This window comes from Synechococcus sp. EJ6-Ellesmere, from assembly GCF_024345875.1.
Lineage (GTDB): Bacteria > Cyanobacteriota > Cyanobacteriia > PCC-6307 > Cyanobiaceae > Regnicoccus_A > Regnicoccus_A antarcticus.
Genome location: NZ_JAGQBY010000063.1, coordinates 1 through 16,314 on the forward strand (window position 1 = coordinate 1; position 16,314 = coordinate 16,314).

Sequence of the window (16,314 nt, forward strand, 5' to 3'; positions counted from 1 at the left end):
GCTCATCGGAGTCGATCCAACCCTTCCGCCAGGCCACTTCTTCCGGACAGCCAATCTTGAGACCCTGGCGATGCTCAAGTGTCCGGATGTAGCTGCCGGCCTCATGCAGCGAATCGCAGGTGCCGGTGTCCAGCCAGGCCATGCCTCGTCCCAGGAGTTCAACGCGAAGATCACCACGCTCAAGATAGAACTGGTTCAGGGTGGTGATTTCCAATTCACCGCGAGCTGAAGGCCTAACCTGCTGAGCGAGATCTACAACCTCAGCGTCGTAGAAGTAAAGACCAGTGACGGCGTAGTTGGAAGCAGGTTTTTCGGGTTTCTCCTCCAGCGACACCACCCGCCGATCTTCATCAAAGCCCACCACGCCATAGCGTTGCGGATCCGCCACACGGTAGGCGAACACAGAAGCGCCGCTGATGCGAGCATTGGCCGCTTGCAGATTGCGCGAGAGATCCCCGCCGTAGAACAAGTTGTCGCCCAGAATCAAGGCGGCCGAGCCGCCTGCGAGAAAATCGGAGCCAATCAGGAACGCCTGGACCAAACCATCAGGGCGGGGCTGCTCGGCGTAGGACAGGGACAGCCCCCAGGCGGAGCCGTCCCCGAGAAGAGCCCGGAACTGGGGAAGATCCCTAGGAGTCGAGATCACCAGGATCTCCCGCAAACCCGCCAGCATCAGCGTGCTGAGCGGGTAATAGATCATGGGTTTGTCGTAGACAGGTAACAATTGCTTGCTCACTGCCTGCGTGATCGGGTGAAGACGTGTTCCTGACCCACCCGCGAGGATTATTCCCCGGCGATCGGGTGGGCCGTCAGGCAATTGAGGCATGGCAGCGGCAGCCGGACACGGAGATTGTGACCGATCGGCCTTGGCGAACGATTCATACCAACGCCAGCTCCCGGCTCCTGGCGAGCTGGAAACGCAGCCTTGGCGGCTCCGCTCCGTTCTCCACATCAACAGCGATCGTGCTGCCTTCGGGGAACTGACCGGCCAGGATCGCCTTGGCGATCGGGGTTTCCAGCTGCCGCTGGATCGCCCGCTTTAGCGGCCGAGCCCCGTAGACCGGGTCGTAACCAACGCCCGCGAGCCAGTCGAGGGAGGCGCCATCGAGCTCGAGGCCGAGCTTGCGATCCTCCAGGCGCTGGCGCAGCCGTTGCACCTGCAGCTCCACGATCTGGCGCAGTTCCTCGGCCCGCAGGCTGTGGAAGATGATCGTTTCATCCAGGCGGTTGAGGAACTCCGGGCGGAAATGGGCCCGCAGGGCCTCGTTCACCCGCTTCTCCATCTCGCCGTGGCGGGCCGGATCACCGGCCAGATCAAGGATCGAGCTGCTGCCGATGTTGCTGGTGAGAATCAGCACCGTGTTGGTGAAATCCACTGTGCGCCCCTGGCCATCGGTGACGCGGCCGTCATCGAGGATCTGCAGCATCACGTTGAACACATCCGGGTGGGCCTTCTCCACCTCATCGAACAGGATCACGGCGTACGGGCGCCTACGCACCGCTTCGGTGAGCTGGCCGCCCTCCTCGTAGCCCACATAGCCCGGAGGCGCTCCGATCAGGCGGGACACGGCGTGCTTCTCCATGTATTCGCTCATGTCAATGCGCACCATGGCGTCGTCGCTGTCAAACAGCTGGGAGGCCAGGGCCTTGGAGAGCTCCGTCTTGCCCACACCGGTGGGGCCGAGGAACAGGAAGCTGGCGATCGGGCGGTTGGGGTCGGAGAGGCCGGCCCGGGAGCGCTGGATCGCATCGGCCACAGCGGTCACGGCCTGGCTCTGACCGATCACGCGGGTGTGCAACTCATCCTCGAGATGCAGGAGTTTCTCCATCTCGCTCTGCACCAGCCGCGACACGGGGATGCCGGTCCACTTGGCGATCACCTCGGCGATGTCGTCTTCGGTGACCTCCTCGCGCAGCAACGTTTTCTCGCCATCACCCGCATTCAGTTCGGCTTCCTTGACCGCCAGCTTCTTGTGCAGGTCCGCCAGGGTGCCGTACTCCAGCTCGGCGGCCTTGTTGAGGTCGTACTGACGCTTGGCCTGCTCCACCTGCAGCTGCACCTGCTCGATCTCCTCCTTGATGGCGCTGAGCTGATCGATCGCACCCTTCTCCTGCTGCCACTGGGCATTGAGGGTGCTCTGCTGCTCGCTCAGATCGGCCAGCTCCTTCTCCAGCCGCTCCAGGCGGTCCTTGCTGGCGGCATCGGATTCGCGGCCCAGCGACAGTTTCTCCATCTCCAGCTGCAGGATGCGGCGGTCGAGTTCATCGATCGCCTCCGGCTTGGAGGTGATCACCATCTTCAGGCGCGCCGCTGATTCATCCATCAGATCGATCGCCTTGTCGGGGAGAAAGCGATCGGCGATGTAGCGGCTGGAGAGCACCGCTGCCGCCACCAGGGCGTTGTCGGCGATGCGCACGCCGTGATGCACCTCGTAGCGCTCCTTGAGGCCACGCAGGATCGAGATCGTGTCTTCCACGGTGGGCTGATCCACGAACACCTGCTGGAAGCGGCGCTCCAGGGCGGGATCCTTCTCGATGTGCTGGCGGTGCTCATCGAGGGTGGTGGCACCGATGCAGCGCAGTTCACCGCGGGCCAGCATCGGCTTGAGCAGATTGCTGGCATCCATCGAGCCGCCGGCGGCGCCGGCCCCCACCACGGTGTGGATCTCGTCGATGAACAGCACGATCTGCCCCTCACTGGAGGTCACCTCCTTGAGCACCGCCTTCAGCCGCTCCTCGAACTCAGCTCGGTCCTTGGCCCCGGCGATCAAGGCGCCCATGTCGAGGGCGATCAGCTGACGGTACTGCAGCGCCTGGGGCACATCCCCGTTGACGATCCGCTGGGCCAGGCCCTCCACGATCGCGGTCTTGCCCACGCCGGGTTCGCCGATCAGCACGGGGTTGTTCTTGGTGCGGCGGCTGAGGATCTGGATCGTGCGGCGGATTTCCTCGTCGCGGCCGATCACCGGATCCAGCTTGCCGTCGCGGGCGGCCTGGGTGAGATCGCGGCCGTACTTCTCCAGGGATTCGTAGGTGCCTTCGGGGTTCTGATCGGTCACACTCTGGTTGCCGCGCACGGCCTGGACGGCGTCCTTGAGTTTGTCAGCGCTGGTGCCAGCCTGAGAGAGCAGCCGCTTGCCGCAGCGGTCGTCGATGGCCAGGGCCAGCAGCAGGTGCTCGATCGAGATGAAGCTGTCGCCGTAGGTCGCCTTGAGCTGTTCGGCCTGATCGAGCACCTCATTGAGACCCTTGCCCAGGAACACGTTCTCCGGAGCAGCGCCCAGACTGGGCTGGCTCGCGAGGTACGACTCCACCGCCTGATTCAGGGCCGCCACATCAACGCCGGCCTTCTCAAGGATGCGGGTGGCCAGTCCGGGCTGGCTGATCAGGCTGGCGAACAGATGCTCGCTCTCCAGCTGCTGCTGCCGGCGCTGCTGGGCCAGCTGCTGCGCGGCCACGATGGCGGCCCAGGCCTTCTCCGTGAACGCTTCGGCGGTGGGATGCATGGATGATCTCCTCATGGGTGTTCGTTGCTGAAAGGCTATGAACGACCCGACGGCCAGCACAGGATGGGTAGGCCGAAACAATTGGCGAATCAACCGAACGGCGGCTCAGACCGGTCCGTAACGTCAAGCCCATGCCGCGCCTTTGCCCAATGCCCAGGACCCGTTCTCTCGCGACGCTCGCAGCCCTTGTCCTGCTGTCAGCGGGCCTGGCCCCCGGCGCTGCGGCCGCCAGCTGCACCTACCTGCCGGCCGTGGGGGGAGGCACCAGTGTCAGCAAGACGATCCAGTTGAACGGCCCCCTGGTGTTTCCCTTCGGCCGCACCAACTTCAACACCGACTTCAGCGTGAATCGGGCCTTCTCCAGTTACAAAGTGAACTTCAAGTCCACCTCCACCGAGCAGGGCCCCTACCCCATCCAGGCCTACCTCAAGTTCAGTGATGGCACCAACCTGCAGGTGGTGAACGAAATCCTCGACGCCCAGCCCGGCCAGTTCCGCCAGTTCGGCCCCTTCTACCCTCCGGCGGGCAAGCTGGTGACCCAGGTGAACGTGAAGGTGGGCTCGGGCTACAACGCCAATGCCACCGGTTTCAGCTACACGATCTCGGTGTTCGGCTGCCGCTGAGGAAGCGGGCGCAAACCTGCTTCAGAGGTCCAGGCTCGGCAGCGCCCGTGGGCAGAGCTTGGGCGGGCCGCCATCGGCGCTGTACAGGGCATCCGCCGCCGACAGGCAACCGCCGGCGTTTTTGCGCGGCACCTGCCGTGGCTGGATCCTCAGCGGTTGCAGCACCGAGTCTTTCAGGGGGACCAGCAGCGGGCAGGAGGCCCCCGGCACCCAGGGCGCGCTGGACAGGGGTGGTACTGCCAGGGGCTGCTGGGCCAGGGCGGAAACGGGAGCGCCGAGCATCAGGGGGAGCGCCGCCAGGAGTGAACGCTTCAACACTGGAGTTGCCATGATGACGCCGCGTCAGGCCACGGGCCCAGGGTAGGAATGAGCAACGAGGAGAGGGAATCCCTGGTGCTGCGCCTGGCGCAGGAATCCCGCGATTTCGAGGGCACCAGCAAGGATCCCGAGCGCAACTGCTGGCTGGTGGTGCACCGCCATGCCCATGGGGTGCTCCCCAGTGAATACGACATCCGCGACGTGCCCGAGGACCTCTACCTTGAGGTGCTCTCCAGACGCCGCGACCTGAACTGAGCGCCAGGCACAAAAAAGCACCCCCTGGGTAGGGGGTGCTGGCAAGAGGCGTCACTCAGCTCCCCATCTGGAGCTGGTGATCAGGCCCAGCCTTTGGCGGCCATTTCCTCGACGTAGGCGGACACATCGGCGATATCCGCTTCGGTGAGTTTACCGAGGAAGGCCGGCATGGCGTTTTTGCCCTTGGTGACCTGCATGGCGATGGCCGCCTCGTGGTCACTGCTGTAGTTCTCCAGATAGCTGGCCAGGGCCTCGGCCTTGAGGGTGCGCTCGGCGTTCACCACATTGCCACCGCCCATGTGACAGGCCGCGCAGTTGGCGGAGAAGATCTGCCCGCCATGGGCGGCGTCGGCGGCAAAGCTGGGGGCGGCGCCCAGCAGCAGGGCCAAGCAGAGAGCAACAAACGAAAGCAAGCGACGCATCAGGGAGGCGAGCAATGGAAACAAGGCAACCCACCAAAACTAGAATCCCGCCGCCGGATGGGGACCGGCGGCGGGAGCGGATCGAAACAATGTTGTGACTTAGCCCTCGACGATCACCTTGCCGACCATGCCGGCGCCGCGGTGGGGCTCACACCAGTAGTCGAAGCTGCCGGCCTGCTCGAAGGTTTCATCCCAGCTCTCGCCGGGCGCAAAGGCCAGGCTGGTGTGGCTGAACTCTTCATGGCCATCAAAGACGGCGTTGTGGGGGGCCAGCTTGTTGTTCATGAAGTGGACCGTGTCGCCCTTGCTGATCGTGACCACGCTGGGCTCGAAGGCCAGCATGCCGGCGTCGGTGCCGAGCTTCACCTCAACGGTGGCGGCCTCGGCGGGCTGCACCGCGCTGACGCTCACCAGCACCAGCAGGGCCCCCAGCAGAGCGGAGGCGGCCACGGAGCGCAGCAGGCGCGCTGCCGAAGTCATCAAAGCTTGAACCATCTGGTTTTCCTAACACTGGTTGCAGTGTATGACGCTCTCAGATAAGTCCGCGACGGGGCAGCCCCGCCTGCTCGAACACCGCCTCAAGGGTGGGGGCATAGCTGACCAGATCAAAGCGCTCCGGCGGGCTCACCGGGTCGTGGATGAAATGGCGCTGGCGGATGCTGAAGCGATCCCAGGCGTTCACCTCGATCGGCAGCACCCGGATCAGGGCCTCGATCCACCAGCCGTTGAGGGCCAGGCCCAGGGGCGGTCGCCAGCTGCGGCGCCAGCGGCAGAGCCGGCTCACGGTGTCATCGACCGTGACGGCGGGCTGCCCCAGCACCAGCCGGCGCAACGGACCCTGGTTCGGCTCCGGATTGGGCTGGTGGGGATTCAGGGCCAGGTGGGCGCAGACCAGGGCGATGTCGGCGGCGTGAATGAAGTGGAAGCTGGCCTCGGCCCGCAGCCACTTGGCCAGCCACAGCCAGCGCACCCCCTCCTTGAGACCGGCGGTGAGATAGCTGGTGGGGTGCGGATCGCCTGGGCCCACCGAGCCACCGAACACCAGCGTCGGGAAAACAGCCACGATCTTTGCGGCCAGCGCATGGCGCTCCAGCTGCTGCAGGCAGAGGGCCTTGGTCTGGATGTACTCGGTGCCGTAGGCCTCCGCTTCCGGCAGCAGCTGCAGCTGGCGATCGAGGATGCTGGCGGTGGAGAAGTAGATGATCTGCTCCAGCCGCTCGGGGTCGAGGCGGCCCAGCAGCTCCTTCACGGCCACCACATTCACCTGCTGGGCCCGCTCGGGATCGCCCCAGGCGGTGGCGGTGTGAATCACCCGCGTGGCCGTGGCGATGGCGGCGGCGTGGGGCTCCTGATCGCGCAGATCACCCACCAGCAGGGTGAGGCGCGGATGCTGCCTGGGCACGGCCGTGAGCTTGGAGGGATCCCGCAGCCAGAGCAGCAGCTCGGCGTCGGAATGGGCCAGCAACTGCTCGGCGATGGCCTGGCCCACACAGCCACTGGCCCCCGTGATCAGGATTCGGGCGGGCCCGTTGACGCCGCTCAAACGGCTGCCCCCAGCAGCTCATTCACCGACTTGCCGGCCTCGAAGAACCCCCGGGCGTTCTCCTCAGGCGTGCCGGGAAGGATGCCGTGGCCGAGGTTGAGAATGTGGCGGCGGCCGCGGGCCTTGCGCACGGTGTCAACGATGCGGGCGCGGATGGCCTCAGGCGTGCCGAACAGCAGACCGGGATCCACATTGCCCTGCACCCCCAGGTGCTCGGGCAGGCGGGCACAGCCATCGGCCATGTCCACGGTCCAGTCGAGCGAGATGAAATCCACGCCCGTGGTGGCCATCCGCTCCAGCACACCGGCGCTCCCGGAGATATAGAGGATCAGGGGGGTGTCGGGGTGCTTCACCTTGACCTGATCCACCACCCGTTTCTGATACGGAGCCGCAAAAACGTCGTAGTCGATCGGGCTGAGCTGGCCGGCCCAGGAATCAAACAGCTGCACCACCTGGGCGCCGCTCTCGATCTGATAGCAGACATAGGCAGCAATCGAATCCGCCAGCAGCCCCAGCAGCTGATGCAGCAGCGCCGGCTCCTGGAACGCCATCGCCTTGATCACGGCGTAGTTCTTGCTGCTCTTGCCCTCCACCGCGTAGGCCGCCAGGGTCCAGGGGGCGCCCACAAAACCGAGCACGGCCGCCTCGTTGCCCACGCTCTGGCGCAGCCGGCCCAGCACCTCACCGACGAAGGGCAGCGAGGCGGCCGGATCCAGGGGCCTCAGCGCCTCCACCTGCGCCAGGCTGCGGATCGGCGGATCGATGATTGGACCCTTGCTCTCGATGATGTCGAAATCGATCCCCATGCCCGGCAGCGGCGTGAGGATGTCGGAGAAGAGGATCACGCCATCGGGCTGGAAGGCCCGGTAGGGCTGCATCGAGATCTCATAGGAGAGATCGGGCTGCTCCGAGCGCTCGCGGAAGCCGGGGTGACGATCACGCAGGTCGCGGTAGACCTTCATGTAACGCCCGGCCTGGCGCATCATCCACACCGGTGGGCGCTCCACCTGCTCACCTCGGGCGGCGCGCAGCAGCAGGGGGAGCGGTTCGGCCATGGGGTCAGGGAATGCCAGGGGCGAACCTACCCGACGGCACCACCTGATCCGCTGGCTTCGTCACAGAGGGTCTGGCTGCGCTCCGGGTCGCGCCGCAGCACCAGCACGCTCAGGGGCGGCAGGCAGAGCTCCAGCGACTGGCCGTAGCCATGGACCGCCTGCTCATCGCTGAATTTGCCACCCATGTTGCCGAGGTTGCTGCCGCCGTAGCGGCTGCTGTCGGTGTTGAAGGTTTCGGCGTAGAAGCCCTCCATCGGCACCCCCACTCGGTAGTGCGAGTGGCTCTGGGGAGTGAAATTGGCCACCACCACCACCCAGGAGCCGCCCTGGCTCTCGCGGCGCATGAAGCTGATCACCGACTGGCGGTTGTCACTGCAGTCGATCCACTGGAAGCCGTAGTGGTCAAAATCATCCCTCCACAGGGCCGGCTCCTCGCGGTAGTAGCGGTTGAGGTCGTCCACCAGGTTGAGCAGACCCTGATGGGCCTCGAACTCCAGCAGATCCCACTGCAGATCACCCCAGACGTTCCATTCGCTGCGCTGACCGAACTCCATGCCCATGAAGATGGTCTTCTTGCCCGGGTGGGTCCACATGTAGGCCAGCAGGGCGCGCACATTGGCGAACTTCTGCCAGTCGTCGCCGGGCATCTTGTGCAGCAGATGACTCTTGCCATGCACCACCTCATCATGACTGAGCGCCAGCATGAAGTTCTCGGTGTAGTGATACATGATCGAGAAGCTGACGTTGTTCTGGTGGAACTGGCGGAACCAGGGATCCAGCTCGAAGTAATCGAGCATGTCGTGCATCCAGCCCATGTTCCACTTGAGGTTGAAGCCGAGGCCACCGCTGTCGGTGGGCTTGGTCACCATCGGCCAGGTGGTGGATTCCTCGGCGATCGAGAGGGCACCGGGGAAGTGGTGGAACAGCACCGTGTTGGCCTGCTGCAGGAAGCGCACCGCCTCGAGGTTTTCGCGGCCGCCCTCCTCGTTGGGCAACCATTCGCCGGTGGGGCGCAGGTAGTCGCGGTAGAGCATCGAGGCCACCGCATCCACGCGGATGCCATCGATGTGGAACTCCTCGAACCAATAGACCAGATTGGCCACAAGGAAGTTGCGCACCTCATTGCGGCTGTAGTTGAAGATCAGCGTCCCCCATTCCTTGTGCTCTCCGATGCGTGGATCGGCATGCTCGTAGAGATGGCAGCCGTCGAAGAAGGCCAGGCCATGGCTGTCCTTGGGGAAGTGGCCGGGCACCCAGTCGAGGATCACGCCCAGCCCCTCGGCGTGGCAGCGATCCACGAAGGCCCGGAATTCATCCGGCGGGCCGAAGCGGCTGGTGGGGGCGTAGAAGCCCGTCACCTGATAGCCCCAGGAGCCATCGAAGGGATGCTCGGCGATCGGCATCAGCTCCAGATGCGTGAAGCCCCGCTCCTTCACGTAGGGGATCAGCCGATCGGCCAGCTCGGGGTAGGTGAGCAGGCGGGCGCCGGGCTTGAGATCAGCGGCCGCCACCGGCGGGCGCGGGCTGCCATCGGCCTCGATGTAGGGCTGGTCGGCCGGGCCATGCATCCAGCTGCCCAGGTGCAGCTCATACACCGAGATCGGCTGATCGAGGGGGTTGCGGCCGTCGCGCTCGGCCAGCCAGGCCTGATCACCCCAGCGGTACTGACCCAGCTGGGAGACCACCGATCCCTGCTGGGGGCGCACTTCGTGCTGGAAGCCGTAGGGATCTGCCTTCTGATAGCAGTGGCCCTCGGGAGAGCGCACTTCATATTTGTAGAGAGCTCCAGGCCTGAGGCCGGGCACGAACAGTTCCCAGATGCCGCCGATGCGCAGCTGCATCGGGTGGTGGCGGCCATCCCAGTTGTTGCATTCACCCAGCAAAGCCACGCTGCGGGCATTGGGGGCCCAGAGGGCGAACTGCACGCCAGCGATGCCGTCGCGCTCGCAGGGGTGAGCGCCGAGACGGCGCCAGATGTGATGGTGATTGCCTTCCGCGAAGAGATGGCGGTCAAGTTCGCCCATCCACTCCTCGCGGAAGGCCCACGGGTCGTGCTGCTGGTGCTCGATACCCCCACGCTGCACCCGGTACTCGTAGCGCCGGCCCGGGTCTTCGCTCAGCTCGACTTCAAACACCCAGGGATGGTGGGGCGTGGCCATCGGCAGGGCACGGCCATCGAGCAGCAGGTCAACCTGGCTCGCTTCCGGCATCCAGGCCCTCACCACCCAGCCATCACCGTGGGGCTGGGGCCCAAGCACGGCAAAAGGATGATCGTGCCGGCACTCCTGAAGCCTCTGGCCGTCTTGGACCATCCATTCGAGGCTGGTGGAGGGCATCGAGCATCAGCGGACGGAAGGGGAGCTTAGGCCCGCCGATCCTGGAGGTCCCTCCGCGCTCAGGGCAACGGGCTGCCAGGCATGGCCGGATCCTCGGGGAAGTCGACGCCGATGATGTGACCCTGAGCGTCGAAGATCACGAACAGGTTGTCGGTGACCCTCTGGAACTGGGTGGTGACGAGCACCAGCTGCTGGGCGCCTCCTTCACTGGCCACCACGGTGCCGCGCAGGCGCTGGAATGAACCGGTGAATTTCTCGAGATCCTTCCAGCGGTTGAGCAGATCCTGGGGGGTGATCTCGTCCTGGAGATCGCGGATCAGCAGGCTGCGGGCATCCACCACCCGGCCCTCGCTGAGGGAGGTGATGAAGTTGGTGGCGATCTGCTTGATCGGCGTGTCGTTCTGATCCAGCTCCCAGCCCAGCACACGTCCGCGGCCGTCGAGCACCAGCACCAGGGGACGGCTGCCGCTGGAACCCCTCAGCTCCGCCTCCACCGTGCTGTCATCCACCCCCGTTGACACGTCGGTGATGCGGCTGCCGAGGATGGGCCCCTGCCTCTGCAAGCGTTGACGCACCCGCTCCACCGTGGTCAGTTTCTGCAGATCAGGGGCCAGACGGTCAAAGACAGCCTGACTGTCCTGGCGCTTCAGGGCATCAAGCACCACCTGCCCGGCGGCTCTGGCCTCGGCTGGCTGCAGCGCGGAGGTGGCCAGGGCCTGCCCTCCATGCAGTCCACAGGCCAGGGCCATCGCCAGCAAAGGGACGCGCAGATTCACGGAGGTGCGGGCGTTGGGCTCGCGTCAGTCTGCCCGAGAATCAAGCGGCAGCAGGCGCAGGCAGGCATCAGCCAGCTGCAGCTCCAGCGTGATCACCCGGTGGCCCGGGCCCACCGGGCCCAGGGGACAGTCGCCGCTGCCGGGGTTGACGGCGATCTGGGGCCAGGCCGAGGCCGCCAGTGACAGGCGCAGCTGCTCCCCGGCGGCCAGGGTCGTCACCAGGGGCTGCAGGCTCAGGCGCCGCCGCTGCCGTCGGCGGCAGTGGGGGCCCAGGGAACGCAGCACCCCGGTGCTCAGCTGCCAGGCGGTGCCCTGGCGGATCACCGAGAGGGCGCCACAGAGATCGAAACCGTCCTGATCAGAGCTGAGCTCCAGCTCCAGTTCCGGTCGCCCCGCCAGCTGAAGCGGACCGGTCAGGGGGACGCTGGTGAAGCAGGCCACATCGGCGCGGGCGTCGAGATCCGTGCGGGCCACCAGGCCGGCATCCAGGCCCAGATGGCCGCCCCGGCCGGGGGCCGGCCGCCAGGGGTCGTGCACCAGCCAAACGACACCACCACCCTCGCCCCCGGCGAGCAGGCGTCCCTCTCCGGCATCGATCGCCGCCAGTCCTTGACTGCGCAGGGCCCAGCTGGGCTGGTCACAGCCTCCAGCAGCCAGGCTCTGCCAGGACCCAGCGCCCAGATCAGCCACCGCCTCGCGGGGATGGGTCTCCAGTCCATCCCGGTCGCGCAGGTGCCGATCGAAGAAGGCCAGCTGCAGGCGATCGAGGCCCCCAGCCCAGTTCAGGTGACTCCAGGCGCCGATGCGCAGCCAGGGAGCACCGCCGGCGGCATGGGCACGGGCCCGCAGATCGAGTACCCCGCTGAGGTGGGGGTCGTGCCAGCCGCCCACCAGCAGCATCGGCTGGCGCAGCAGGCCCTCAGGCGGCTCATGGCGCCTCCAGCCAATGGGGTTGGCGGGATCCAGTCGCAACCAGCCCAGCCCCATCCCGCCGGGATCGTGCTGCTCCAGCAGTGCCAGGCCATCGCGCAGAAAAGTGCCCCCTTCCAGGCTCAGACGCAGGCGGCGCCAGGCGGTTTCATCTCCGGCGCGGCGCACCGTTTCTGCCGCCAGCTGCAGCGCCCAGCCCAAGCCCAGGGCCCACCAGTGGGCTCCCCCTTCGCTGGCCCAGTGCAGCCGCTCATCCAGGCCGGCCATGGCCGGGGCGAGGGCGTCGGGCAGCGGGCTGCCGGGGCTCAGCAGCAGCTGACTGAGTCCCTGATACGAGAAGCCATAGGTCCCCACCCGGCCGTTGACGTAGGGCAGACTGCGCACCCAGGCCAGGGCCACGGCGCCATCGGCGGCCTCCTGGGTAAAGCCCCTGAACTCTCCGGTGGAGTCGCCCCGGCCGCGCACGTCCTGCACGGCTACCGCATAGCCCTGGCTGGCATACCAGCGCGGATGGGCATAGGTGACGGTGGAGGCGATGGCGCGCCCGTAGGGCTGGCGCATCAGCAGCAGGGGCCAACGCCCCGGCCTCGTGGGTCTCCAGACCCTGGTGGCCAGCCGTGCCCCGTCAGGACACGGCATCCATTCCTCAAGAACCTCAGTGTCCAGCGGGGCGGCTCAGCGCACGTCAGGGCAGTGAAGCCCGACCACATAGGTGGTGAGAATCTCCGCGTCAGTGGAGGACAGGCCCTGGCTCTGGGCCACCATGGCGATCGCTTCCGGGGAATTGGAACTCACGCCGCGGCTGTTGAGCTGGCGCAGGTCGGCGCAGATCCGCTTGGCCAGCTGAGGGTTCTGCTTGACCGACTCCAGCAGCGGTGAAGCCGCCTGTAGAGGGGTGAAGGGCAGCCCAGCACCCATGAACACGGCCAGAGCCGTCAGGCTGAGAAGGGAGAGAACAGGCAAGGACCGTCCACCGCAGGGGGGATCTCTCCATTTGAGGGTCTCGGCGAGACCAGTTGGAGCAGTCCTGGTCAGTTTGGTGGGCGACCGGTGGCCCGCCGCGCCGCGGCGATCCAGGCGCGCACCTGCGTGGAGTCGGGCGTGGCCACCGCGGATCCGGTCAGGGAGCGCTGCAGCCGGCCCAGCTGGCGCAGGAGCTGCTGGGGCGACGCCTCGGCCAGCCCGGCCGCGCTGGCGATGCCCGCGTACAACAGCAGAGCAGCCTGCTCAGGCTCCAGACCCAGCTCACTGATCAGGCGGGCCTGGCCCCGCAGTTTGATCAGGCGCTGCTCCGAAGCACCGCAGCGGGCCAGGCGCCGCAGAGCCAGATCGCTCTGGGCGGCCAGCGAAGGCCAGTCGTTCAAACCCGCCTGATTCAGCTGGCTCTGCTCAGCGCTGAAGTGGGAGGGGAAAACAAGCATCAGCGCAGCACCTGCACCGTGCCGTCACTGAGGCTGCGGGTGGCCTCCGCCAGCACCACCGGCCGACTGAAGCCAGCGCCGGCCGACTCAACCCGCCGCAGGCGCACGTGCACCAGCCCATCGGCGCTGCTGCGGCCGCTTCCGCGCAGGTTGAGGGCCAGTTGCTCCACCGTGGGGCCGTAGGCCTCGGCTGAAAGATCGTCAGCGGCCGCCGCGATCACCAGGTTGGTGCCGTTGTCGAAGACCACCGGCACGGTCACGGCCCCCTCCACATGGGTGCGGGGCGAGTAGCTGATGGCGAAGGCCAGACAGGAGAGGGAGAGCAGGGCCGTGAAGCTCGTGACCCCGACCAAGCGGAAACGGAACCCCCAGCCCCGAACGAAGCCCACCACCATCAAGACAGCCAGCACACCACTGGCGGCCCCCAGCCAGAGCCCGGCTTTGAGCAACAGCGGATCAACGGGCATGGCGGCCAGGGGGGAAGCGCAAACCCCTTTATATTGCGGCGTCCTCAGGCGGTGACAGCGACGAGCCGATGGGGTCCCCGCCTTCGCCTGAATCGGGAACCCAGTCCCGGAGCCGCCGCCCTCGCCTGCTGCTGGCCGCCGCCCTGGGCGGAAGCGCAGGGCTGATTGGAGCCTGGTGGGGGTCCGATCACCTGGCTCGCTGGGCCTACGAGAGCTGGCGACCCAGGCTGCAGGTGTTGATCGGCCGTGGGCTGGGGCACCCTGTCCAGCTCGGTTCCTATGAAGGGCTCAGGCCCTGGGGGCTGACCATCGGACCGAGCCGCGTCCTGAGCGGGCCGGCCGACCGCTCCAACCTGCGCCTTGACGGGGTCGGGGTGAACCTGGATCCCCTGGCCAGCCTGGCGGAGAGGGCCCTGGTGCTGGATCTGCGGCCCAGAGGGGCCCAGCTCAATCTGATCCCCAACGCCAAGGGGCAACTCTGGGTCTTCGGGCCGGCGGGAGCCAAGCAGCCGCCAAGACTCACCCTGAACCTCCTGCTGGAGAAGCCCGCCCGCCTGCAACTGGGCTCCAGCGCTCTCGACCTGAAGGTGCAGGGCCGGGCGGGAGTGAGGCTGCACCGCCGCACCATCGACTGGCGCGCCACCGCCAGGCCCCGGGCCCAGGCCACTGCCGGGGCAGCCAGCAGCAATGGCCGAGCCCTGGTGCGTGGCTCGGCGAACTGGAGCAGCGGCGCCGTGAAGGTGGGCCTCGACCTGCGCCGCTGGGATCTGGCCCCCCTGGCGTCCCTGATTCCCCGCGCCCGTCCCCCGCGCCTGCAGTCGCTGAAGGGAACCGCCGACGGCCGCCTTCAACTCACCCGCGGCTCCGGCAGCACCAGCTGCAGGGGCTCCCTGCGGCTGGGGGAACTGGAGCTTCGTGATCCGCTGTTGCCGGCGCCGCTCCAGGCCAGACGCCTTGCCGTTGCCTGCCGCGGACAGCAGATCCTGCTGAAGGGGGATCCATGGCAAATGGCGAACTGGCGCGGGACTGTCCGGGGTTCCCTGGAGCCCGGAAACCGCTTCGACCTGCGGCTCACGGCCAGCGACCCCCAGCGCGGCGACCGTCTTGGCCTGGGGATCAACGGCCCCTGGCAGCAGCCCCTGCTGGCGCTCGATGGCCACATCCCCCTGGGCAAGGGCACGCCCACCAGCCCCCAGCCGCTGAAGCTCAACGCCCGAATTCGCGCCGACTGGCGACGCAGCCTCCAGTTGACGCTCGACAGTCTGCGCCTGCGCTCCGGCCGCTCCGAACTCACGGCGAGAGGTCAGGTCTGGCCCCGGCTCGACGTCCGCAGCCAGCAGCTGCGGCTGCATCCATCGCTCTGGAAACCAGCCGGTGACGCAGCGCAAGCCCTGCTAGGGCGTGACGACTGGCTGGAGGGTGGCCTGCTGCTGGGTGGAACCGTGCAGAAGCCGACTCTCAGCGCCAATGTCCAAAGGCAGGGCCGCACCCTGCTCACCCTGCAGGCCAGCGCTGGCCCCAGCGGCAACCGGGCCGGACCCCTCGGGCGCCTGCAGGCTCGGCTCAGCGCGCCCTCCGGCATCCAGCTGGAGGACACCCAACTGCTGGGGGCAGCCAGCGCTGATCTGGTCTGGTTCGAGGATCGCCTGCGCTTGCGCCGCTTCGAGAGCCCAGAGCTCAGCGCCGATGGCAGCCTGCCCCTGCGCTGGCAGCGCCGGCGAGGTGTGGTGGTGGGGGATCTGGGTCTGAACCTGAACCTCAGGCCCTATGCCCTGGCACGGATCGGCCCCCTGGTGGGTAGTCAGCTTCAGGGGCATCTCAGTGCCCGCGGAACCCTGCGCGGTCCGCTGCGCAGCCTGCGCCCTGACCTCTGGCTGTCGGTGCGTCAGCCCGGTGGCGGCCCCCTGCAACTGCTGGAAACCTGGGAAGGCCGGCTCACCGCCCGCCCGGGCGGCGGGGGCAACCTGGCCCTGACGGCTTTGGCACCAGCCCAGCAGGGGAGTCTCAGGGCCCGCCTCAACCGGTCGTGGCTGCCCACCGAGGTGGAGCTGCGGCGCCAGCAAGGGGTGCTGAGCCTCAAGGGCGATGCGCGCCGCTACCGCTGGCAGGCGAGCCGCTTCCCCCTCGCTGGCCTGCGGCTCGCCGTTGGTGGTGCCTCCAGGCCCAGGGCCCTTGACGGCCTGCTCAGTGGCAAGGGAATTCTCGATCTGCAGCCCCTGGCGATGGAGGGCAGCGTGGCCCTGGAGCGTCCCCTGCTACTGGGGGTACGCGGCCAGCGGCTCACCGCCTCGGGTCGCTACGCGGCAGGCCAGTTCGGCTTCAAAGGGGAGTTCACGCCCCTGGCCGGCGGAACCGTGGCCCTCAGCGGCGATGGCGTGCGCAAAGGGCGCCTGCGCAGCCGCATCGAAGGGCGTGGACTGCCGCTGCAGCTGTTCCAGGAGCTGGCCCAGGCCCTGGCGATCTGGCGGGGGGACACTCCCTTACCCAGGGGACGGGCCAGCGACCTGGGAACCCTCGTGATCGACACCCTGGGCGGGACGATCGACGGCCAGCTCAGGGCCCTGCGCGCAGCGCAGGCACGGCTGGCGGAATTCCGGGCCCCAACGACTGCCGGATCGCGGGTGCAGCTCGCGGACCTGCGCGGTCTGGTGGATCTCGACAT

At 67.2% G+C, this 16,314-nt stretch carries 15 protein-coding genes and 1 pseudogene; 3 read left to right on the forward strand and 13 right to left on the reverse strand.

The window, feature by feature from the left end; translation table 11 throughout:
* Together rfbA and clpB are read right to left on the reverse strand one after the other, a co-directional pair.
* Nucleotides 1-826, reverse strand: an 826-nt coding sequence (gene rfbA, locus KBY78_RS08365; RefSeq protein ID WP_255143205.1) for a glucose-1-phosphate thymidylyltransferase RfbA, incomplete at its 3' end; no start/stop codon positions are given.
* 52 nt (nucleotides 827-878) lie between these two features.
* A complete protein-coding gene (clpB, locus tag KBY78_RS08370) occupies nucleotides 879-3,506 on the reverse strand; it encodes an ATP-dependent chaperone ClpB (protein ID WP_255143206.1) in 2,628 nt (875 codons plus the stop codon).
* Nucleotides 3,507-3,655: 149 nt separating this feature from the next.
* Between clpB and KBY78_RS08375 the strand changes: the two genes are divergently transcribed.
* Nucleotides 3,656-4,129: a hypothetical protein gene (locus KBY78_RS08375; protein ID WP_255143207.1), complete on the forward strand. Its 474-nt coding sequence runs from the start codon at nucleotides 3,656-3,658 to the stop codon at nucleotides 4,127-4,129.
* A 21-nt stretch (nucleotides 4,130-4,150) separates the two neighbouring features.
* On the opposite strand, the gene KBY78_RS08380 is transcribed toward KBY78_RS08375, so the two are convergent.
* A complete protein-coding gene (locus KBY78_RS08380; protein WP_255143208.1) occupies nucleotides 4,151-4,444 on the reverse strand; it encodes a hypothetical protein in 294 nt (97 codons plus the stop codon).
* Nucleotides 4,445-4,495: 51 nt separating this feature from the next.
* On the opposite strand from KBY78_RS08380, the gene KBY78_RS08385 reads away from it, so the two are divergent.
* The gene (locus tag KBY78_RS08385; protein WP_255143209.1) at nucleotides 4,496-4,702 is read left to right on the forward strand and encodes a hypothetical protein; all 207 of its coding nucleotides are present in this window, start codon (nucleotides 4,496-4,498) and stop codon (nucleotides 4,700-4,702) included.
* An 80-nt stretch (nucleotides 4,703-4,782) separates the two neighbouring features.
* On the opposite strand, the gene KBY78_RS08390 is transcribed toward KBY78_RS08385, so the two are convergent.
* From KBY78_RS08390 to KBY78_RS08435, 10 genes are all read right to left on the reverse strand, one after another.
* Entirely contained in the window at nucleotides 4,783-5,124 is a 342-nt protein-coding gene (locus KBY78_RS08390) for a c-type cytochrome (protein WP_255143210.1), read from the reverse strand.
* Nucleotides 5,125-5,223: 99 nt separating this feature from the next.
* The gene (gene petE / locus KBY78_RS08395) at nucleotides 5,224-5,604 is read right to left on the reverse strand and encodes a plastocyanin (RefSeq protein WP_255143211.1); all 381 of its coding nucleotides are present in this window, start codon (nucleotides 5,602-5,604) and stop codon (nucleotides 5,224-5,226) included.
* A gap of 52 nt (nucleotides 5,605-5,656) precedes the next feature.
* Nucleotides 5,657-6,667: an NAD(P)-dependent oxidoreductase gene (locus KBY78_RS08400; RefSeq protein WP_255143212.1), complete on the reverse strand. Its 1,011-nt coding sequence runs from the start codon at nucleotides 6,665-6,667 to the stop codon at nucleotides 5,657-5,659.
* Entirely contained in the window at nucleotides 6,664-7,722 is a 1,059-nt protein-coding gene (gene hemE, locus KBY78_RS08405) for a uroporphyrinogen decarboxylase (protein ID WP_255143213.1), read from the reverse strand. The genes KBY78_RS08400 and hemE overlap by 4 nt, the downstream gene beginning before the upstream one ends.
* A 26-nt stretch (nucleotides 7,723-7,748) precedes the next feature.
* Nucleotides 7,749-10,058, reverse strand: coding sequence for a 1,4-alpha-glucan branching protein GlgB (glgB, locus tag KBY78_RS08410; protein WP_255143214.1), 2,310 nt, complete (start codon nucleotides 10,056-10,058; stop codon nucleotides 7,749-7,751).
* A gap of 59 nt (nucleotides 10,059-10,117) precedes the next feature.
* Nucleotides 10,118-10,834 carry a DUF3887 domain-containing protein gene (locus tag KBY78_RS08415; RefSeq protein WP_255143215.1) on the reverse strand — a complete coding sequence of 239 codons (717 nt, stop codon included), beginning with the start codon at nucleotides 10,832-10,834 and terminating at the stop codon, nucleotides 10,118-10,120.
* 24 nt (nucleotides 10,835-10,858) lie between these two features.
* Nucleotides 10,859-12,403, reverse strand: coding sequence for a CocE/NonD family hydrolase (locus tag KBY78_RS08420; RefSeq protein ID WP_255143216.1), 1,545 nt, complete (start codon nucleotides 12,401-12,403; stop codon nucleotides 10,859-10,861).
* 36 nt (nucleotides 12,404-12,439) lie between these two features.
* Nucleotides 12,440-12,727: a hypothetical protein gene (locus KBY78_RS08425; protein WP_006171358.1), complete on the reverse strand. Its 288-nt coding sequence runs from the start codon at nucleotides 12,725-12,727 to the stop codon at nucleotides 12,440-12,442.
* 68 nt (nucleotides 12,728-12,795) lie between these two features.
* Nucleotides 12,796-13,185, reverse strand: coding sequence for a DUF4332 domain-containing protein (locus tag KBY78_RS08430; protein WP_255143217.1), 390 nt, complete (start codon nucleotides 13,183-13,185; stop codon nucleotides 12,796-12,798).
* Nucleotides 13,185-13,652, reverse strand: coding sequence for a Ycf51 family protein (locus tag KBY78_RS08435; protein ID WP_006171360.1), 468 nt, complete (start codon nucleotides 13,650-13,652; stop codon nucleotides 13,185-13,187). Before KBY78_RS08435 ends, KBY78_RS08430 begins: the two co-directional genes overlap by 1 nt.
* Nucleotides 13,653-13,720: 68 nt before the next feature.
* Between KBY78_RS08435 and KBY78_RS08440 the strand changes: the two are divergent.
* Nucleotides 13,721-16,314: pseudogene (locus KBY78_RS08440) on the forward strand (hypothetical protein); the annotation flags it as partial.